14 protein-coding genes and 4 pseudogenes are annotated in these 19,170 nt (G+C 57.6%); 6 read left to right on the top strand and 12 right to left on the bottom strand.

Annotated features, from left to right (window positions below; all coding sequences use genetic code 11):
* Positions 1-70: 70 nt before the first annotated feature.
* The 9 genes from tnpB to C9I57_RS28455 form a co-directional block, all read right to left on the bottom strand.
* Positions 71-325 (bottom strand): IS66 family insertion sequence element accessory protein TnpB, encoded by a 255-nt coding sequence (gene tnpB, locus C9I57_RS28495; RefSeq protein ID WP_107151034.1) that lies wholly within the window; start codon positions 323-325, stop codon positions 71-73.
* A complete protein-coding gene (gene tnpA, locus C9I57_RS28490; protein WP_107153902.1) occupies positions 306-764 on the bottom strand; it encodes an IS66-like element accessory protein TnpA in 459 nt (152 codons plus the stop codon). Before tnpA ends, tnpB begins: the two co-directional genes overlap by 20 nt.
* 273 nt (positions 765-1,037) lie before the next feature.
* Positions 1,038-1,883 carry an alpha/beta fold hydrolase gene (locus C9I57_RS28485; RefSeq protein WP_181321983.1) on the bottom strand — a complete coding sequence of 282 codons (846 nt, stop codon included), beginning with the start codon at positions 1,881-1,883 and terminating at the stop codon, positions 1,038-1,040.
* A complete protein-coding gene (locus C9I57_RS28480) occupies positions 1,873-2,280 on the bottom strand; it encodes a carboxymuconolactone decarboxylase family protein (protein WP_107153900.1) in 408 nt (135 codons plus the stop codon). The genes C9I57_RS28485 and C9I57_RS28480 overlap by 11 nt, the downstream gene beginning before the upstream one ends.
* Positions 2,281-2,283: 3 nt before the next feature.
* Positions 2,284-3,429: an FAD-dependent monooxygenase gene (locus tag C9I57_RS28475; protein ID WP_107153899.1), complete on the bottom strand. Its 1,146-nt coding sequence runs from the start codon at positions 3,427-3,429 to the stop codon at positions 2,284-2,286.
* A 668-nt stretch (positions 3,430-4,097) separates the two neighbouring features.
* The gene (locus C9I57_RS28470) at positions 4,098-5,429 is read right to left on the bottom strand and encodes an MFS transporter (RefSeq protein WP_107153898.1); all 1,332 of its coding nucleotides are present in this window, start codon (positions 5,427-5,429) and stop codon (positions 4,098-4,100) included.
* A 454-nt stretch (positions 5,430-5,883) separates the two neighbouring features.
* Positions 5,884-6,822: a transcriptional regulator GcvA gene (gene gcvA / locus C9I57_RS28465; RefSeq protein ID WP_107153897.1), complete on the bottom strand. Its 939-nt coding sequence runs from the start codon at positions 6,820-6,822 to the stop codon at positions 5,884-5,886.
* A 368-nt stretch (positions 6,823-7,190) separates the two neighbouring features.
* On the bottom strand, positions 7,191-8,267 hold the full coding sequence (locus C9I57_RS28460; protein WP_107153896.1) for a porin: 1,077 nt from the start codon (positions 8,265-8,267) through the stop codon (positions 7,191-7,193).
* An 885-nt stretch (positions 8,268-9,152) separates the two neighbouring features.
* Positions 9,153-10,688 carry a methyl-accepting chemotaxis protein gene (locus C9I57_RS28455; RefSeq protein WP_107153895.1) on the bottom strand — a complete coding sequence of 512 codons (1,536 nt, stop codon included), beginning with the start codon at positions 10,686-10,688 and terminating at the stop codon, positions 9,153-9,155.
* A gap of 230 nt (positions 10,689-10,918) precedes the next feature.
* Between C9I57_RS28455 and C9I57_RS28450 the strand changes: the two genes are divergently transcribed.
* The 3 genes and pseudogenes from C9I57_RS28450 to C9I57_RS28440 all read left to right on the top strand — a co-directional run.
* On the top strand, positions 10,919-11,998 hold the full coding sequence (locus C9I57_RS28450; RefSeq protein ID WP_107153894.1) for a helix-turn-helix transcriptional regulator: 1,080 nt from the start codon (positions 10,919-10,921) through the stop codon (positions 11,996-11,998).
* Positions 11,999-12,219: 221 nt separating this feature from the next.
* Positions 12,220-12,781 (top strand): annotated as a pseudogene (locus tag C9I57_RS28445) (integrase core domain-containing protein); the annotation flags it as partial.
* 76 nt (positions 12,782-12,857) lie between these two features.
* Positions 12,858-13,277: pseudogene (locus C9I57_RS28440) on the top strand (IS110 family transposase); the annotation flags it as partial.
* Here C9I57_RS28440 and C9I57_RS28435 read toward each other — a convergent pair.
* Positions 13,272-13,700, bottom strand: a pseudogene (locus tag C9I57_RS28435) (IS66 family transposase); the annotation flags it as partial. The pseudogenes C9I57_RS28440 and C9I57_RS28435 sit on opposite strands and share 6 nt — an antisense overlap.
* A gap of 126 nt (positions 13,701-13,826) precedes the next feature.
* Between C9I57_RS28435 and gcvA (C9I57_RS28430) the strand changes: the two are divergent.
* The 3 genes and pseudogenes from gcvA (C9I57_RS28430) (at position 13,827) to C9I57_RS28420 (ending at position 18,102) form a co-directional block, all read left to right on the top strand.
* Positions 13,827-14,744: a transcriptional regulator GcvA gene (gcvA, locus tag C9I57_RS28430; protein WP_107153893.1), complete on the top strand. Its 918-nt coding sequence runs from the start codon at positions 13,827-13,829 to the stop codon at positions 14,742-14,744.
* Positions 14,745-15,213: 469 nt separating this feature from the next.
* Positions 15,214-17,830 (top strand): annotated as a pseudogene (locus C9I57_RS33645) (Tn3 family transposase).
* A gap of 23 nt (positions 17,831-17,853) precedes the next feature.
* Positions 17,854-18,102, top strand: coding sequence for a DUF6429 family protein (locus C9I57_RS28420; protein ID WP_107153892.1), 249 nt, complete (start codon positions 17,854-17,856; stop codon positions 18,100-18,102).
* A 9-nt stretch (positions 18,103-18,111) separates the two neighbouring features.
* On the opposite strand, the gene C9I57_RS28415 is transcribed toward C9I57_RS28420, so the two are convergent.
* Both C9I57_RS28415 and C9I57_RS28410 read right to left on the bottom strand, forming a co-directional pair.
* Positions 18,112-18,420 (bottom strand): hypothetical protein, encoded by a 309-nt coding sequence (locus tag C9I57_RS28415; protein ID WP_181321982.1) that lies wholly within the window; start codon positions 18,418-18,420, stop codon positions 18,112-18,114.
* 192 nt (positions 18,421-18,612) lie between these two features.
* Positions 18,613-19,080, bottom strand: a complete 468-nt coding sequence (locus C9I57_RS28410; protein ID WP_107153891.1) for a hypothetical protein — start codon at positions 19,078-19,080, stop codon at positions 18,613-18,615.
* Positions 19,081-19,170: the final 90 nt, after the last annotated feature.

The following is a 19,170-nucleotide window of genomic DNA, read 5'->3' as shown; positions in this document are numbered from 1 at the left end:
GCCGATGAAACATTGCAGTCGATGGGATCGCCTCGTTGACCGGGCCGCGGCGGCGTCGGCGACAAAGAAATCAAAACCCTCCGATTCGACAGAAGGAGTTGTAGTATGAAACCAGATAGTTCATCAGCAGCCAGAAGCCGTTTCGGTCCCACAGCAGCATCTTGATGCGATCGCGACGCTGGTTGCTGAATACGTACACGGCTTGCGCGAATGGATCGAGCTTCATCGATTGCTCGACAATCGCTGCAAGGCCGTTGATGCTCTTACGGAAATCAACGGCATCGCGATGCACATACACCTTCAGCTCATCGTGCAGCCGGAACATCGCACCGTCCAAGCGTTTCGATCATTGCCGACAGTAGCGACACGTCGTTGCCGACGCATTCGAGCTTAAGCGTAACGCCATTGGGCATCTGCACCGTCAATGTCGATACAGCTGCACGATCCGCGGCTGGCGAAACAGGCATCGCGGCTTTGCGCTCGACGAGCGTGTGTTCGCTTGGGATCGTCACGACCGGCACGAACGCCGCTTCAGTGGCCGACTCAGTTGGGCTGTCGGTCAGCCGTTGCTGGTGCAGCTTGATCCATTTGCGTAGCAGGTTTGCATTGACGCCGTGCTTTAGGGCGAGGCCCGCCACTGATGCCCCTGGCTCAAGGCACGCCTCGACCAGCCGTTGCTTGGTTTGCCGATCAAAACGGCGCTTGCCGTCCTTGCCTACGGTGACGACCTTCAGGCACGACGATTCTGAGTGTTGTTCTGTCATAAGGTGTCCACTGAAAATCAGTGGACATAGCCTGCACGGTCAGATCCCTGAGTGCTAGACGTCGATTCTTGCGCGCTTACCGTCGTCAAGACGGCGTTCGCGACGCGCTTACGTTTATGGCGTTTCTTGTTGAGGAGCGACAACGACTATGCATAGGCGAGATCAGAAATGTCATCATCGCGCTGTTCTTCAGAGCAGGATGGAAGATGGCGTTCGACAACATTCCATCCTCCCCCTTCCCTGTTGCGTCGAGGCGACGGTTGGAGACTTCTTCTACGCGTCTCGGAAATGTAGAAGAAGAATTTCCTGAAACCTTTCCGCTTGGTCAATCTGCGGGAGATGGCCGGCCCCTGCTATCTCGTGAAGTACTGCGTTAGGGATGGTAGGGACTAGATCGCGCATCGGCTGCAGTAGCAACTCGTCTAGCTCGCCAATCACCAGCGTCGTCCGCGCCGAAATAGTGGGGACTCTCGACAGGTAATTCAGGCCTTGTATTGCCCGGGCGCAACCGATGAATCCTTTCGCAGACGTCTTGTTGATGCATTGAGAAAGCGCGTCCGCAACTGACGGGTTCGCGTGCAGAAAGTCTTTTCCGAACCAGCGCTCAGCAGTCGGCTCGGCCAATTCAGCAACGCTATCGTTACGTTCGACGATTGCAACACGCTCATCCCAAGCAGCGGCGAATAGCGGCGGTGCGTCCGCTCGAGCCGCCACGACGAGGAGACTGAGCAGTCTTTCGGGATGTATAACACCCAGTCCCAAGCCTACCATTCCTCCCTGCGATACGCCGACGAAGTGGACTTGTGATACACGGAGATCATCGAGCACTGCCACAACGTCCGCCACTAGATTATCCATCGAGTACGGAGGAGCACTGGCGGCCGACTGCCCATGGCCTCTGGTATCAACGCAAATTACCCGGAAGCCGAGACTGACAAGCAGCTGCGCCTGCGTAGCCCAGATTGCACTATTTGTTAGGATCGAGTGACTTAAAAGGACCACTTCCCCGTCCGGACGCCCGCCGATGCGTATCGATAACTCGCAGCCCTTGACAAGGATTTGACGCCGCTCAAACCCTGTCCATTCGCCGTTATCAACTGCTGGACACTTACTGATCACAGCCCATCTCCTTAAGCACTTCTCGGGCGATTCGCCATCCGTCCAGCGCCGCTGGAAATCCGCAATAGACCGCTACCTGGAGGAAGACTTCCTGAATTTCCTCGGGCTGCAATCCATTGTTGATACCGCCGCGAATGTGCGCACGCAGTTCGTGCGGTCGGTTAAGAGCCGCGATCATGCCAAGATTGAGCAGACTGCGACTACGGCGATCCAATCCTGGGCGGTTCCAAATCTCGTCCCAGCAATACTCGGTCACCAGTTTCTGCATCGGCCAACCCAAGGCATCGACTGAACTGAGCGAGCGGTTGACATATTCGTCACCGAGAACTTCTCTGCGCGTCTTCAGCCCTTTTTCGAACTTCTCGCTCCCGACAAAACTGTTTGCGTTGTCTGCCATGGCTCAAACGACCTCCGTAGCTGCTGCAAGTGGCACATTCCACGCGTCGTATTCGTAGACCCAGTCCGGGTTTGAAGGATCTTTGAGCCACGTGTTAGTTCGCGAACTGAGCTGAACGCGCGACGTTCGAGGCTTGCGGGTGGCTTCAAACCGCTGGAACGCCTGTGCGACTCCGTCTCGATCTACGCCGTCCAGACAACGCGAGAGAACAGCGGCGTCTTCGATCGCCATTGCGGCGCCCTGCGCCATATATGGCGTCATAGGATGGCATGCGTCACCGAGCAGAGTTACGTTGCCGTCGCTCCAACGGGGCAACGGGTCCCGATCAACAAGTGCCCATTTGTGCACCGACGGGCACGCCTCCAGTACTCGACCAACCTGCGGGTGAAAACCTTCGAACGCCGCTCGCAGTTCCTTAACGTCGCCCATCGCAGACCAGCTTTCGACAGTGAAGCCCGGGTCCGGCTGGCTCGTGACGAAATACACTTCGCTTCGATCAGGCTTGACGTAGTAAATGACAATATGGCGATCGGGGCCCCACCACTTCGTACAGTCGTCGATCTCATACCCGTTAAGCAGTGATGCGGGAAAAACAGTGCGATAAGCGATTCGCCCAGTGAAGTTCGGCTCATCGTGCCCGAAAAGCGTTTTCTTCACCAGCGAGTGGACGCCGTCCGCTGCGACGACCGCGTCGTATGTTACCGGCGATTGCCCGTCGAACGTCAATTGGACGGCGCCATCAGTCATCTGCTCGAATCCGACGAGTTTATGACCAAGATTGATGGTTGCCGGATTAACGGCGCTTGCGAGTGCAGCATGCAGATCACCGCGATGTCCCAACAGATACGGGGCACCATATCGCTCCTCTGCAAGCGCGCCGAATTCCATGTCGAAACGCACCTCGCCCGTGTCGAATTCCTTATTGTTCCACGAGCGCGGGTAGAAGCATTCGTTCCGCAGAACCGGTTCAAGACCGAATTCGCGCATAACTTTGATTGCGTTGCATCCGATTTGAATGCCCGCGCCGAGACGTGTGAACTTGGCTGCCTGTTCATAGACATGTGCCTCGATCCCGCTACGCTGCAACGCCGCGGCCGTCGCGAGCCCACCCATCCCAGCACCGATAACCGCTACGCGAAGCTTCTTCATAAACCCTCCTGATATCCACTGGTTGCACGGCGGAGGCCGTTGACACAATGTACGGATTCCAGAGGAAGTCGACAAACCAGTTTAACTCCCTCTGCGTGAGTTTTTCTTGCGCCGGTGTCTGGCCATTTGGAAGCCCGCACGATCTCCTGCTAGCTGTTTGCCCTCACTTGTCCGATTCGGTGGACATTGCGCACTGTGACGTTCGCTCACTCTGCAGAGTCCGCCCCGATCTTTGCGTGGCAGCCGAGATAAGCTGTTCGACTGGCTGATGCCAGACCTAACAACCATGAGTCGCGTGACAGACGACACCGGTCAAGTCCTTTGTCGGCCGCTCACGCCTCGCAGTTAAAAGACGGAGCGACAGCACGAATCGCTTCAGCCATTGAGACAGACGCACCGTTGCGAAATCGCGCTTGCTTTAATCAACTGCCGACGATAATGCTACGTCGCTTGTTAATGGGGCGACCGCATCTGTTGTCTAGGACCGCGGGGATACCGTTCAGAGGTGCGACTGAGCCGGACGCCGTCGCGCGGCGGTTGTGTAAGCGGTCGTAGACGGTCTCGTCTGTTCACCGCGCGGGAGGCGAGAACTGCAGAGACCTAGAGACCGCGCTGCTCGTTACTTTTAACGTATGGGGCGCGGCCGAAGCTCGGAAGAAATGTCTGTTTTACGCTGTACGCTGCGCGCAGATCGACGCTTCCCTCTTTCTGCCTCCAGACAGGGAAATCGCAACGGCTGCGATCAACGCCGGTAGCGCAATTGCCAGAAAATTCGCAGACATTGGAAAGGCGTGGCCGACCAATGCACCGATAACTATCGGCGCCGAAATCGCGCCGCCTCTACCAATACCTGATGCGCAACCGAGTCCCGTAGCACTGATCGAGGGCGGATAGAACTGACCTACAAACGCGTACATCAAGGTTTGAGCTCCCATCGTCGCCCCACCCGCTATCGCGACGACAAACGATAGCGCCCACACTGGCAATGTTAGGCCAAGACAAGCAACCGACGCAGCCATGATCAAATACATACCCACCAGGACAACGCGTGCGTTCAATCGATCCGCGAGGAACCCCCCGCTGATGTTGCCTACGATCGCCCCGACATGAAGAAACATGGCGAAATTCACTGCAGTCGAGAGGTCGTGGCCCGAAATTATCATCAATTTGACAAGCCAGGAGCTCAAGGCATACACGATAAATAGGTTCATAAAAAAGGTCACCCAGATCATCAGAGTCCCGATTTTCCTTCCATCCCTGAAAAGCTCTCGGGCAGTAAAACGCTCGCATGGTGAATCGTTGGGCGGCGCAAATACGTCGTCGCTCTGAGCAACGAACCGCGAGTTGAGTTTTTGGGCCAAGTTCTGCAGTTCCACGTCTCGCCGTGAACGAATCAGATGAGAAAACGCCTCAGGCATCATCTTCAGAATCACTGGAATCAAGAAGACCGGAAAGCCGGCGGCAAAGAAAACCGTCCTCCACCCAAAATGCACCAAAAGGAACTTGCAGATCAGACCGGCGAATACTCCGCCGACGGAGTAGCCGCTGAACATCAAGGTAACCAATGTGCTGCGTATATTGCGTGGCGAGTACTCTGCCATTTGCGCGACCGTGATAGGCATGAGGCCGCCGATACCAATCCCGGCGATGAATCGCGCACCACTGAAGATCAGCGCGTCGTGCGCAAAGCCCGCAGCCACAGAAAACAGGCTGATCAGGAACAGGCAGAGCACCATTGTCAGCCGCCGCCCGACTCTGTCGGAAATGATGCCAAATACTATGGCCCCGAACATCATTCCAAAAAGCGCAGAACTCAACATAAATCCCGCCTGCGTTGGTGTGACGTATAACTGACTCATAATCGACGGCAAAGCGATGCCAGCTATCGCTAGATCGTATCCGTCTGAGATAATCAGGCAACAGCACATCACGAAAATAGATGCGTGAAAGCGTGTAAGCCGGGCGTCGTCGGCGACCTGAAAAATGTTCACTGGGCGCATCTTATCTCCACCTAATGTGTCTCTGACGGTTCATGTGACAGACAGATTGACGTGACGACCTCTCAATCGATGTCGATGCCGACAAATTGCCATCGCCGGGCCTTCAGGCCACGTCATCTGTACGCGAATGGAATATGACCCAGTCGAAACGACCAATGTCAGCAATCTGGAGAACGCTCCGATCGGCGGTGCGAGACAGTTGGCAAGATCAACTCCGGACTAGCACGTTCTTGCTCAGCTGATTCGACGTCGGACCGAAGTCAGATTCCACAATACATGGTGCGGCGACTCCATATCGGGCGGCAAACGAGTTAACCTGCCGCGGCGTGAGTTTAGCTAACGCCAGCTTGGTTGCGGTCTGTGGGGTTGCAGTCCGGAGATCGCGCTTAGCGTTATGGCCGCAAAGCCGCACCAGCTCATAGCGCCGTCGGCCCGTGATCGCACCGCTGCGAGCTTAGTCGATCGACGTGAACTTAGCCCATCCGGCTGACTCAGCCCACGCCGCGATGGACTGCTCGGTGTCGCGCCCGTCCTTCATTAGCCAGGTGTGAAAGCTCTCAATGAGGGGGGTTCTATGATCCATGCAAACGTAATACTGTCTCGAGCGAGCCGCGAGAGAACCGAAAGGCGCGCAGAGGCGTCCCGCCAAAATATCATCAATCGCTAGGAAAAGAGGTGCAAGTACGATTCCTAACCCCTCGGTTGCCGCCTGCAGTGCGAAGAACATCTGCTCAAACTTGAGCTGACCAGCGGGCTTAAGGTCTGGAACACCTGCGGACGCAAGCCATTCGTCCCAGGGATAAGGTTCAGTAACGTAATTGATTAGGGTATGACGAGCAAGGTCGGCAGGATGTTGCAGTTGGCCGCCTTCCAGTAGATCGACATGGCACAACGGCACGATTATTTCCGTCATAAACGGCATAGACACGCAGTCGCGCAGGGGCTCTCGAGCGCCGCGAATAGCGATATCGTATGTATTCTCTCGGAAGTTGACGGGTGCTATGGACGTCGTTAGTCGAATGTCTACGTCGGGTCGTTTTCGTTGGAAGCCAGACATGCGCGCTATCAACCAGCGCATGGTGAATGTCGGAGGCGCATTGACGGTGAGAGAGGTCGGCGCGACTTGATCAACTACGTGCATGGAAGCGATCGCAAGGCGATCCAGCACCGCCGTTGCCTCAGCGAGGTACGAGCGCCCTGCGTCAGTCAGGACGATTTGAGACGCGGTCCGCCGGAAAAGCGGCGTGCCGAGCCACTCCTCCAAGATCGCCACTTGGCGACTTACAGCACCGTGGGTAACATTCAGTTCGGTCGCTGCCTTGGTAAAGCTGGCATGACGCCCAGCCGCTTCGAAAGCACGGACCGCGTTTAAAGGGGGGAGACGCCGACTCATGATCCAAATGCTACGACCGCTCAAACGGGGAGTCAGTTTTTCTCACGGCGAACGCGGTGTCAATTGACGAAACCACCAGTCATCTTCGCACTGGCGGGTCCGGCGCTTCGTCGAATGTGCGACAACGGCCGGAAAGATTCCGGCGACGCACCCGCGCGGTGTCGTGAACTATCGTTCCAGCAGACGCTTAATCTGAGGAAAATAACAGTCACCCCACCGCTCGAGTGCCATGGCAGTAAAACGCGGCATAGGTACCGCTTCGGATGTCGCTGGCGGAACGTTTCGAAAAACCACGCGCCTCTCTTCGTCCGCAGACGGCTCTCAAGCCATTGACGTCGTCATGTCGACGCCAGAGGTTAGGCTCCCATCTAGAAGACATGCCGAACGCCGGCAGCGGCCGCAAATTGATTCTGCCCTGGACCTCCCGCTGGGACTGAATTCAAGATGCCGAGAGTGCCACGAGAATTATTTTTCACATAGCCCACCGCAGCATAGAGTCCCGTCGCCTTCGACAGCGAGTAATCAACGACGATGCGATAAAGACTTCCATTCCTGTCCTCATTTCTCTGATCTGCCAACCTAATATAAGCTCCACTCAGAGTTAGATCTGGCGCGAACTTGTAAGCGAATTCTGCGGTATAAAAGTTCTGACTCGCATTGCTCGAAGGATTCCGGAAGTTTGTAAAGTTTCCAGCAAACTGCCAGCTATCTAACGTAACCTTCGCCCCTGCGGTGTAGGCCTGCGCTACAGAATTGTCCGTAAGGCCACTTAAATCTCGCCCATGAAAGTAAGCGCCGTCTAACGTTGCGATACCGACTTGGTAGTTGATGCGGGCCGATATAACGCTCTTACTCAAAAAATTGCCCGGTGTTCCACCAAATCCGTAAAGCACGCTACCAAAAAAGCCGGCCATTTTCGGTGATGTGTACTTCACCGAATTATCCACCCAATAATACTGAGCACCGCTATAGCCGCTGCCATTCTGATATGAGACCGTGTTGAGCGAACCGAAATTGACGAATCCCGTTGCGTCGAGCGCGACTAATGACTCGTAGAACGGCGAGCGGTTGCGCCCGAGCTCAAGTCCGCCGAAACGCTCGCTTGATAGCCCAACGGTCGCCCCCCGGTCGAACAAGACAGTGGTAGACGTCGACTGTCCGCCGTTGATGCCTGTTCCATTGTTGATCCGAAAGCCGTTTTCTAGTGTGAAAGTAGCCTTGATGCCGGAACCAAGGTCTTCGATCCCTCTGATTCCCCAACGGTTGGTCGACTCGACGCCTGACACAACACTCGTGCTGCGGCCACCCTGCGGTCCCGCTCCCGTCTTATAGACCACGCCAGCATCAGTCACCCCATATAGCGTTACATTCGATTGCGCACGGGCAGCGGGCGCAGCCAGTAACGCGGTGCCAACCGCAACTACTTTTCTGAAAGCCTTGTTCATCTGTCCGTCTCCTCCAAATTTGGCATCGATCTATTATTTTGGTTCGCTAATTGTCAACGTCTGCGTTCGTCGGTGACGAGTGCCAACTGGCTTTGCGCAGCTAGCCAGCCTCTGGGCCGACGGAACTGATACATTTGCCTATGCCACCGTGCTGGCTGGGGGGCCGCAGCTTCACTATCTAGCTCGGCTACCGGTCAATCAAACGCGAACTCAATGAAGACATTGAAGCTTTCTCTTCTTATGGCATGAGCCCCGCTCGCGAAATTCACCGGCTCCGCATCCGTCGCCCATCGCATCATCGCCGTCGTTCGAGATCTGGCCGATACTCGATAGCGCTAACGATGTGTCAGGCAGTATTTATCTCGTCGTCCTCCGCGCGCAAACCACAATAACTCACGGATGCGTGAGCTTTTCTCACGCCCAGTGGTTCCGAGGTCCGCTCGATCGCGGCTCACCCAGCAGTAGACTAGATGCGCGGGCACTCGATCCTAGAACGGTGATGCCGGACGTTGCGTCAGTTTTTCGCACAACGCGTGACGTTTTTTCGATCGCCGTCACCAGAGAGGAAACTCCGATTTCGGCGCGATGGCTTTTTGTGCAAGCGGTTTGCACTAGCACAGAGGGGGATCTGCAGCGAACTGATGCGGGACCTGAACGGATAGGCACCCGCTCGGCGCACGGACTCGCGGCAGCTGTCCGGCACCGCGCAGCTCATCCGCACCTCCGCCTGTCTTACGCCGGCCGCTCTGGCGCTTGCCCGCGCGACGTGACTGACCTGCGGCCGTTCCGCAGAAAAATTTGCGAGGGAAAGTTTTCAGCACGTGCTGAGCGACCGCAGGCGCGCTACATCGTCGCTCAGCTGACTGGCGATGCTCGGCGCCTGGCTCACGCAGCGAGTTTGAACACCGATACCGCCATGTTCAGATTCCTGGCCTGTTCATCGAGCGACTGCGCCGACGCTGCTGCCTGCTCGACGAGTGCGGCATTTTGATGAATCACTTCGTCCATCTGGGAAACGGCCTGATTGACCTGCTCGATGCCATGACTCTGTTCCTCTGACGCCGCGGTAATCTCGCCGACGATATCGGAGACCTGTTTGATGGCCTGCTTCACCCCACCGATCGTCGCACCGACTTCTCCCGCCTGTTTCGCCCCGTCCTCGATCATAGCTACGGACGAACCGATCAGTTCCTTGATCTCTTTTGCCGCCGCGGCCGAGCGCTGCGCAAGACTGCGCACTTCGCTGGCCACCACGGCGAAGCCCCGCCCCTGCTCGCCAGCTCGTGCGGCCTCCACCGCGGCATTGAGCGCCAAGATGTTTGTCTGAAACGCAATGCCTTCGATGACACCTGTGATTTCGGAAATCTTCGTTGAGCTGCCGCTGATTTTTTCAATGGTGCCTACCATGCCCTGCACTGCGTCGTTGCCGGCGTCGGCCATATCGGTCGCCCGGGCGGCGAGGGCGTTCGCGTGACGCGCATTGTCGGCATTCTGCTTCACGGTTTCGGTCAATTGCGTCATGCTGGCGGCTGTCTCTTCAAGCGATGCTGCCTGCTGCGCGGTGCGAGCCGACAGGTCGGCGTTACCGCTCGCGATTTCCTGCGACGCAACCGTAACGGATTCCGCCGCGACCTTGATCGCACGGACGGTATTGGCGAGCTGTACGTCCATTTTCCCGAACGCATCCAGCAACCGCCCTGTTTCGTCGTTCGACGCAACGCCGATTTCGTGGCCGAGCTTTCCGCCGGCAATGTCGTTCGCCGCCCGAAGTGCGTTCTGCAACGCCTGCGTGATAGACCGAACAAAGTAAATACCAAACGCAAGAGCGGCGACCGAAACGACGATAGCCACCGCAAGAGAGAGATACCGAGCCCGAGTCACGACCGACTGGTTGTCCTGCACCCGGCTCTGAGCCGAGATGTTCAGATCTCGTTTCATATCCGACAAGATGCCGTAGACCTGATTGGCATTGTCCTTCACTTCCAGCCGGTTCACCTCCGCCCCGCCCTTGATATCGCCTGCCTCAATTCGCTCGACCTGATGTTTCATGCCGTCCCGCATGCGGTGATAGGCGTTTTGAAGATCGGCAATCGCTGCGGATTGAGTGCTACTGCTATTCGAGGCGAGGTCATTCAAAGCCTTATCCGCCGCAACAAAACGATCCTCGTTTTCCCGCTTCCAGTTCGCAATCGATGCGGCGTCCCCGATCGCGATCATGCGAAGGATATTGATGTCGGCTCGCGTGAGTAGGCCGTCGACTTCCGCCACGGTCGCCTCGTTACGGAAATCCCGCTGATAGAGCGCGGTCTCATATTGGTTCGACTGGTCGAGCTTGGCGAGGAGGAACGCACTCAGGCCGATCATGCCAGCCACCAAGAGGACTATGACAAATAAGAGTTTGCTGCGAATAGTTAGATTCATGGCATTTTTCCATTGCGGTTACGCGCCCCGACGCATGCGGGCAAAGTTGCTAGCGGCGATAACGGCAGCGACGCGACACCCAACATAGCTATGACTAGCTACACTCCTCGCGTGGCGACTACGGGATTCCGGTGCGACACTTTTCGTGCCGTCGCCAGGGCGAATACAGGAAATCCTTACAAGGATTTCGGCCGTGACCGACTCAATGCGCCCTGGTGGAGTGTCGATAGATGGCTTATCTCCCCAGTCCTCTTTCGAAGCTTTCAATGACAATTGCATCGGCGGACCTGCTTCAATTGATGAGCTTTATTGCACGGCTGTATGAGCCGTCGACACAATCGTTCATCGAGCGTCCGGAAGTAGTGCGAGAACTCGGCGCTCTGCTGCATGCGGACTTTATCGGGCACGCAGTATGGGATCCCGTAAGCGGAAATTTCGAGCAAGCAACGCAGTGGGGGCGTGATGCGCAAATTGCGCATGACTATGAAAACTACTTCCAACGTCTCGATCCGATGTGGCCACTGCAGCAGGGATTGTGCAAGCCGACTCCCAGCGATGCGCTAATGGATCGAAAATCATTCCACAACACCGAATACTTCTGCGACTTTCTTTCGAAGCACCGGATATATTCTAGTGTCGATTTCTTTCTGCACGACGCAGGCCCCGTGAAGTTCGACTACCGATTCGCGACCAGCGATCCAAGGAAGTGCTTCGGAGACCGTGAGGTGGCCCTGCTGAACATACTGCGCCCGCACCTGGTGAACGAATACCAGCTGCGGCTGGTTGCACGTTCCCGCCGCTGGCCGGAGCTCACGGAATGCAGCTATCCGAGCTTCATCGTCCGACCGTCGGCAAAGCCTGAACCGAATCGAAACGCCCTCGCACTCCTGTCCGGACTCGAGGCTCACGACCGGGACGTCTTGCACCAACTGCTGGTGTCGGTATCGCTCGGAGCCTCTTGGCCCTACCAATGGAACGGCTTCAATGTCTGTGTAGAACGAACTCACGAGGAAAACAGTGGACAGGGCCTATGCCGTGTGCATCTGCTCGCAGGCACTGTGGGTTCGGCAGCGTGGCTACAGCAACGATTCTCGCTCACACAGCGCGAAGGCGAGGTATGCCATTTGTTGCTCAAGGGCATGGCCGACAAGCAGATTGCCAAAAAGTTGAGCATCAGCTATTGGACCGTGCGCATTCACGTCGGAAAGATTCTCGAAAAGCTAGAAGTCGATTCCCGCTCCGCTGTCGGAATCGCCGTACTCAAGGCCAGTCACGGTGTCGAGCCGCCCTCGCTAGGAGTTTGCGAGTAAGCGGGAGGCCTTCCGTGGCGAATCGAATGCACCACGTGGCCGATATCGGGTACGACTTCGAACGGATGTCGTTCTGGACCCTGCATATGAGCGTCGGAAAACGTAATAGATCGTGATGGTCAGCGCGAGACGAGTCTTTCTATGCAGGAGGTGTCCAGCGCAATCCCGGACACGTATGCAACGTTCCGCTGCCGCTTCCTTTGTTCGCGTTGGCGTGGTACGGCGTCACGATTGAACGCGAGCAGTTGGCTTTGTCGAATGGACCCAACGAGGGTTGGTCAATTGATTTCGTGATGGACGCGCTTTCGAGCGGACGGCGTCTGAAGTGCCTGGCCGTCGTCGACGATTTCACCAAGGAGTCTATCGATATCGTGGTGGACCACGGCATCTCAGGCTTGTACGTGGCTCGAGCGTTGGACCGCGCAGCGCGCTTCCGGGGCTATCCCAAAGCGCTGCGAACCGACCAGGGCCCGGAATTTACGAGCCGGGCGCTTCACCAATGGGCCTACGCCAGCGGCGTTACGCTGAAATTGATTCAACCTGGCAAGCCGACGCAGAATGCGTACATCGAATCGTTCAACGGCAAGTCTCGCGATGAATGCCTTAACGAGCACTGGTTCAAGAGCCTTGCGCATGCTCGGGCGGTCATCGCGGCGTGGCGTGGCGTCAGGACTACAACGAGGACCGGCCCCACAGCGCACTGAATTTCTTTCGCCAGCAGAGTTCGCGGCGAAACATCGGGTAACAGCGGATGCTCCTGCCGCTTTCCAGGAGCTGGTTTAAAGGGACTAATGAGATGGTCACCCCCACCCGCGAGAGGGTTATCCTCGCAGGGTTCCTTATTTCTGGAGAGACCATCATGCAGAACGCTGCGCTGGTTGGAATCGATCTAGGCAAGCACTCCTTTCACCTTCACGGACAAGATCGACATGGCAAAGCCGTGTTTCGCAAGAAGGTGAATCGCACGCACTTGGTCGAGCTACTGTCCAGGCTCGAAGTCTGCACAGTAGTGATGGAATCCTGCGCCGGTGCACATTTCATGGCGCGAAAGCTGGCCAGCTTTGGGCATCACGTTAAGCTCATTTCGTCTCAATTCGTTCGACCGTTCGTCAAATCAAATAAGAACGACTTCGTAGACGCTAAGGCAATTTGCGATGCGGCTTCGCGGCCGTCGATGCGGTTTGTCACGCCCAAGACCGAATCGCAGCAAACGCTTTCGACGCTGCATCGCGTGCGTGAGTCATTCATCCGCGATCGGACGAAGACGATCAACCAGGTTAGCCGCCGCATTCGCGCCAGCGACAGTGTCGTAGAAGAGCCAGTTCTTTCGGCCGACCGTATATGGCCGAATCGCATTCTCGCAGGCGTTATTCGAGATCGGCCAAGCGCCGTTTTCGACGTAGCGAATCAACTTCGGCCATTGGCCCCTCAGGTAGCTCAACGCTTTGCCAAATGCGATCTGCGGCAACACGAGGTGCAACTGCCTAAGAAGCAGAGCTTCAATTTCCTCAAGCACCAAGCAACTCTCGCGTTGGCGCTCGAGCAGCCGATCCGCCGGCGCCATGCCTTCGCAACGCGATTCGATAGCAAACAGCGTCCCGATCGATCGAATAAATTCGCTGACGGGATGGCCGCGTCCACGTTGCGCCTTCGGCAGATTCTCTTCTGCCTCGATCATGTAACGACGCGCGTGCGCCCAACAGCACCAACATCTGATGTCACGAGGAGAGCTATCGTCGACCTTCGGCTTCAACGGAATTCTTCTCCGATTCGGTTCCACTGCCAAACGAGATAAAGTTTCACTCATTGAAAGAAAAACTTTGTTTCCATGAAAACACCCGTTCATCTAAATGCATTGCGTGCATTCGAGGCCAGCGCGCGCCACCAGAGTTTTTCGGCGGCCGCGGTGGAACTGCACGTCACGCCTGCGGCAGTCGGCCAACTAGTACGCGCACTGGAGCAATGGTTGGGAACCCCTCTGTTCCATCGCGGAACCGGCGGTCGAGTTCGACTTGTCCCCAGTGAGGCAGCTGAACGAGCGTTGCCGGATATCCGGGCGGGGTTCGATCTACTTGCCTTGGGCTTGGAAAGACTCAGGGAGGGATCGACTAGCGGCGTTCTCACCGTAGCCATCAGCCCCTCCTTCGCCGCCAAGTGGTTGCTACCGCGAATTGAACGATTTCAAACCGCCTGGCCAGACACAGACGTACGCCTGGACACAAACCTTAAACCCGTGGATTTCGTTGCGCATCGAATCGATATCGGCGTGCGCTACGGCACGGGAAACTGGCCAGGACTGAGGGCGGACAAGCTGATGGACGAGGAAGTCTATCCAGTTTGTTCGCCCGGCCTGCTCCGCAAACATGGGCGCTTGCAGAAGCCGACTGACCTGGCCCGCCAAACGTTGATCCACGACTTGTCGATGGACAGCCACACGGGTTTTCCGACTTGGGACGCCTGGCTGCAACGGGTGGGAGTGACGAATGTTCCTTCACGACGCGGCATGAAAATCAACAATTCAGCCGCCGTTTTGCAGGCGGCGATCGAAGGGCAAGGTGTCGCGCTCGCGCGCAGCGTGATGGCGCACGATGACCTAGCAACTGGTCGCCTCGTCCGGCTGTTTCCGAAAATCAAGTTTGCGTCGCCCTTGGCTTACTACGTCATATACCGGGCCGAGGCGTCCACGCAGCCAAGGCTCGTCGCGTTTCGTGATTGGTTGCTCAGCGAGGCCGGAGCGGCGGTCTAACAAACGGTAACATTACTGCGCCAACGATACTTTGCAGGCCCCGATGTCCAATCGAAGGAAGTTGGTACGTTACGTTTCTGAAGATGCAAGTAGATTGGCACTGCGCTCGAACCGATGGTCGAACCATATATAACTTCCGGCGGCAACCCTGGTCGTCCCATTGGTGCCATTCGTCAATCGTCCAGCCCGTACGGACGATAGGGCTGTAAGGACGATGGCTCATTTTGCCAGGCAGCTCCAAGCATAACGGCGCGCACATCTACCCGGGCAGAACTTCCCCAGCTCGCAGCCGAGCGGCAATTCGTAGTAGGGGTAATCGTACTTTTCGTGCAAAATCTGGCGGTTTTGTCTGAGAGCCTTGCCCCGCAAGGCTCTCCGGGTGATTCCGACTTTTGTCAGCAGGCCCGATGACGATCTGCGATAAGCTATTTGCCCGCGATTTCGGATCGCACCCTGAGGGGAGGCAAGCATGCCGGGTCTGGAGTTTCGCTATGTGGGACAGGACCGCCTGCCCACACGGTTGTCGGAATTCGATGTCGAACGCTACTTCGCGCTGACAAACAGCGACATCGCCGCGCTCAACGAGCGCTTTCGGCGCGATCGGCGAGCAGGTGCGGCCATCCAACTGGTGTTTTTGCGCACGAGCGGCCACACGCTTGACCATGTCGGCACCCTGCCACGCCAGCTACTGCGCTATATCGGCGAACGGCTCGGACTGCCCACCCCGACGATCGCCTCGCTGCGGACCCTCTATCAGCGCTACAAGACACAGTACGACCATCAGGTTTGGGCCTGTGAATACCTCGGGCTGACATCGCTTGGGCCAGACCAACGGGCGGGCCTCGAAGCCTGGATGCGGCAGGACGCCGCCGAGTCGCTCACGATGGACGAACTCATCCAGCACGCTCACTACTGGCTCTACGAACGCCGCATTCTCATCCCTGCGGATCGGACACTGCGCGATCTGGCCCGCTCGATCTGGTCGGAGGTTGAACGCGGCCTGCTCGCGCTGATCGAGGCAAGCGTCGCGGAAACGCAGCTCATGCGCGCCGATGCACTGCTCTCTACGCAGCACGGCACCTCTGGCATGACGGTGCTTGAGTGGCTCAAGACACCGCCCCCGAGTATCGACAACAGTTGATCGCGATCAAGGCGCTCGTGAACGATACAAAGCGATCGGCGCAAGAGCGTCTGGCCGACATCGGCAAACTGCTTGAGGGTCTGTCCGACAAACCGCCGACGAGCCATGCCGCCAGCGTGCGCGAAACGTTGACCGACGATCACCATCGCATCCGCAATCTGCTGGTGCCGCTGCGCGAACTCGAGTTTGCGGGCACGGCGGCAGAACCGAGCCTGCGGCAGCTTGAGCTCATCGGCGCGCTGCACGACGTGGGCGCCACCGAATTGCCGGCCGGCTGCGAGTGCCAGTCAATCCGAGTTGGCGCGACCTGGTCGACGGCGAGGATCGAGCGCGAGCACTGCGGGCGCTTGAGGCGTCGGCGATCACAGGCCTGCGCAAAGGGCTGCGCCGCGGCTCAGTTTGAATCGACCACAGCCTGTCGTTTCGCGCGCGCGATCAGTTTCTGATTCCGCCCGAGCAGTGGACGCGCGAGCGCGACCGCTACCTCTCGTCGCTCGGCTTGCCGACCATGGCAGAGCCGTTCCTCGAACGGTTGACGGAGCACCTGAAGGCCGGCTTGGCTGCGCTGGAGGAAGCCCGCAAGGCCGGACGGGTGACCATCGGCACTGACGGCATGCTGCACTTGGCGGCACTCGATGCGCTCGATACGGATGGCACACCGCAACGCACGAGGGATCTGCTCTTCACGGAGATCGGCACTGCGCAGCTCGCCGACATGATCATGGAAATGGATGTGCACACGGGCTTCAGCGAAGTGCTGCTCTCGCGCAAGGCCCGCAACGCCAACGAACTGCTGGCGTTATACGCGGGGCTAATCGCGCACGGCACGGAGCTCGATGCCAAGGGCGTAGCTGCAATGATTCCTCAATTGGACACGGCCCACATCTCGATGGCCATGCGCGCGCTCGAAATGCCGGGTCGGATTTCGCGTGCGAATGAGCGGATGGTCGAATTCCAGCGCACGCATGCGATTACCGAGTTGTGGGGAAATGGGCAGCAGGCCTCGAGCGATTCGATGAGCCTGGACACTTCGCGACATCTTTTCTATGCTCGCGCCGACCCGCGGCGGCGCACGCATGCCGTCGGGATCTACACCCACGTGCTCGACCAGCACGGCATCGTCTATAACCAGCCCATTGTGCTGAACGAGCGACAGACGGGACCAGCCATCGCCGGCGTGCTGCGTCACAACGAAACACGCGAAGACGGCGGACTGTTGCGACTTTCGGTCGACACGCACGGCTACACGAACGTGGGCATGGCGATCGCCAAGCTGCTCGGCTTCGATCTGTGCCCGCGCCTGCGCAATCTCGCCGAGCGAAAGCTCTATTTGCCGCGCGGGCTGGCTTCGCCCGAGGAGCTCGCAGCGAGCGTGGTCTCGGATATTTCGTTCAAGGCGATTCGTGAGGGATGGGACGAACTTTTGCGGCTCGCCGCCTCCATCCATTCGGGACGCGTGAACGCTACCGTCGCCCTGCAGCGTTTCGGCAGTGCCGCGCAAGGCGACCCGGTACACCGAGCAGCAGACCAGCTCGGCAAGTTGCTGCGCACGCTCTTCCTATGCGACTACTTCAGCAACACGGAGTTTCGCCGCGAACTGCATACGTTGCTCAACCGCGGCGAGTCGGTCCACCAGTTACAGCGCGCGATCTACACGGGCCGGGTCGCCCCCGAACGCGGCCGCCGTCGCGACGAGATGATCGCGATCTCGGGTTCGTTGACGCTGCTCACGAATCTCGTCATCGCATGGAACACGCACCGCATGCAGGACACGGTCGACCAGTGGCGAAACAAGGGAAAGGAAATCGCAGACGATTGGTTGCGGCGGATGGGACCGGCGCATTTTGCCCATGTGAATTTCCGCGGCACGCTGAGTTTTCCGATCGACCGTTATATCGAGACGTTGCTTGAGGCATCATCCCAGCAACGGGTCGTGAGCTTATAACGGACGCTTGCGAAGGAAAGGCAATGGACATCGACACCGAGGCGATCGACGAGGTGGTATTGGCGCTGCTTCACCTGAATCTGTGCGACAGGGATCGGGCTTGGAAGAGTTTCGACTGGCCGACGTTGAATCGGCTACATGCCAAGGGCCTCATCCAGGACCCCATCAACCGCGCGAAGTCGGTGGGCCTGACGGAAGAAGGACTGCGCGAAGCCGAACGGCTCTTCACCCAATACTTTGTACGCCGGCCCGATCCTGGATCTGCAAAATAACGAAGCCGATCAATTCCAGTACGTGTCAGTGAGCGGATCGTGCAGGACGGCTTCGGCCATGCAGTTGCACAGGTCGGCCGTCGAGCGGATCTCACCCAGCAGATCTTCGATGGCGGCATTCAACTCCGGTCCGTGCGTGAACGGCATGACGAGTTCGTAGCGCGTGCGCTGTCGATTGAGGCAGTGCATTGCATATTCGGATAGGCAGAAATCCTCAATCCAGCGGCGTGCTTTCGCCATGCCGCGCACGAATTTGCTGTTGCGCTCGATCACCAGGTGCAGATTCACGGGTGTCTCGACTTTCGCGATGTCGGACATGGTTTGCAAGTGCGAGCAACCGATTGACAGAAGACTCGATGATATCGGATACGGGCACGCGACAGGGCGAGGTGTTCCCGAAAGGTTCACCAGTAGCGTCGACGTGGCGGCTAACACACCGGTCCAACCGCCCACTCAGGCGTCCTGGAAGCGGCGTACAGGTCGTACGACATAACACCGTCTACCATGGCATCAGTGGTGCGAGTAGACACCCGGCGGAATGTCCGGCGAAACCGGCGTGGAGGAAATGGCCTCGGGATGTACGTTCCATGCTGCCCATGCGGGGCACTGACTGCCTATGACGTCGGAATAGAAGAACGTGACGATCGCGGTGGCCAGGAGCGCCGCAGGAAAGCTGGCAATTCCCAACCCCGCAACGATTGCCGCGGCCAGGAGCTCTACCGCTTCACCTTTTAGCCCTTCCCGAATTGCAGTTGCCACCGGCGTTGGGTTCGCCGGGTCGGACGGACAAAGCAAGCCGTATGTCTCGCGTGAAACGACAACGAAAATTTCCCAACCGATATCGCTGGGATCACCCTCTGTCGCTTGCGCGACAATCGGCGCGATCGTTGGCGCCAGGACTTTACCTGCTTCCGTAAAAGCTGCATCAGATTGCGCTGCCGTTCCCATTTGATTCAACAAATCGCCGACGGTCGTCATGTTTTCCTCACGTGGTTTTGAGCTTACTTCCCTTAACTTTCCAAAGCCGGACATACATATCGGCGGCGCTAGCAACGCAGATCAGTTGCC

Origin of the sequence: Trinickia symbiotica (assembly GCF_003028655.1) — a bacterium.
Classification (GTDB): domain Bacteria; phylum Pseudomonadota; class Gammaproteobacteria; order Burkholderiales; family Burkholderiaceae; genus Trinickia; species Trinickia symbiotica_A.
The sequence above is the reverse complement of the archived record's forward strand: the minus strand, read 5'-3'. Positions and strand labels throughout refer to the sequence as shown.

Excerpts from the sequence above, each read along its gene's own strand:
- tnpB (WP_107151034.1), bottom strand. The coding sequence starts at position 325 with ATGTTCCGGCTGCACGATGAGCTGAAGGTGTATGTGCATCGCGATGCC.
- tnpA (WP_107153902.1), bottom strand. The coding sequence starts at position 764 with ATGACAGAACAACACTCAGAATCGTCGTGCCTGAAGGTCGTCACCGTA.
- C9I57_RS28480 (WP_107153900.1), bottom strand. The coding sequence starts at position 2,280 with ATGGCAGACAACGCAAACAGTTTTGTCGGGAGCGAGAAGTTCGAAAAA.
- C9I57_RS28475 (WP_107153899.1), bottom strand. The coding sequence starts at position 3,429 with ATGAAGAAGCTTCGCGTAGCGGTTATCGGTGCTGGGATGGGTGGGCTC.
- C9I57_RS28470 (WP_107153898.1), bottom strand. The coding sequence starts at position 5,429 with ATGCGCCCAGTGAACATTTTTCAGGTCGCCGACGACGCCCGGCTTACA.
- gcvA (WP_107153897.1), bottom strand. The coding sequence starts at position 6,822 with ATGAGTCGGCGTCTCCCCCCTTTAAACGCGGTCCGTGCTTTCGAAGCG.
- C9I57_RS28460 (WP_107153896.1), bottom strand. The coding sequence starts at position 8,267 with ATGAACAAGGCTTTCAGAAAAGTAGTTGCGGTTGGCACCGCGTTACTG.
- C9I57_RS28455 (WP_107153895.1), bottom strand. The coding sequence starts at position 10,688 with ATGAATCTAACTATTCGCAGCAAACTCTTATTTGTCATAGTCCTCTTG.
- C9I57_RS28450 (WP_107153894.1), top strand. The coding sequence starts at position 10,919 with ATGGCTTATCTCCCCAGTCCTCTTTCGAAGCTTTCAATGACAATTGCA.
- gcvA (WP_107153893.1), top strand. The coding sequence starts at position 13,827 with ATGAAAACACCCGTTCATCTAAATGCATTGCGTGCATTCGAGGCCAGC.
- C9I57_RS28420 (WP_107153892.1), top strand. The coding sequence starts at position 17,854 with ATGGACATCGACACCGAGGCGATCGACGAGGTGGTATTGGCGCTGCTT.
- C9I57_RS28415 (WP_181321982.1), bottom strand. The coding sequence starts at position 18,420 with ATGTCCGACATCGCGAAAGTCGAGACACCCGTGAATCTGCACCTGGTG.
- C9I57_RS28410 (WP_107153891.1), bottom strand. The coding sequence starts at position 19,080 with ATGACGACCGTCGGCGATTTGTTGAATCAAATGGGAACGGCAGCGCAA.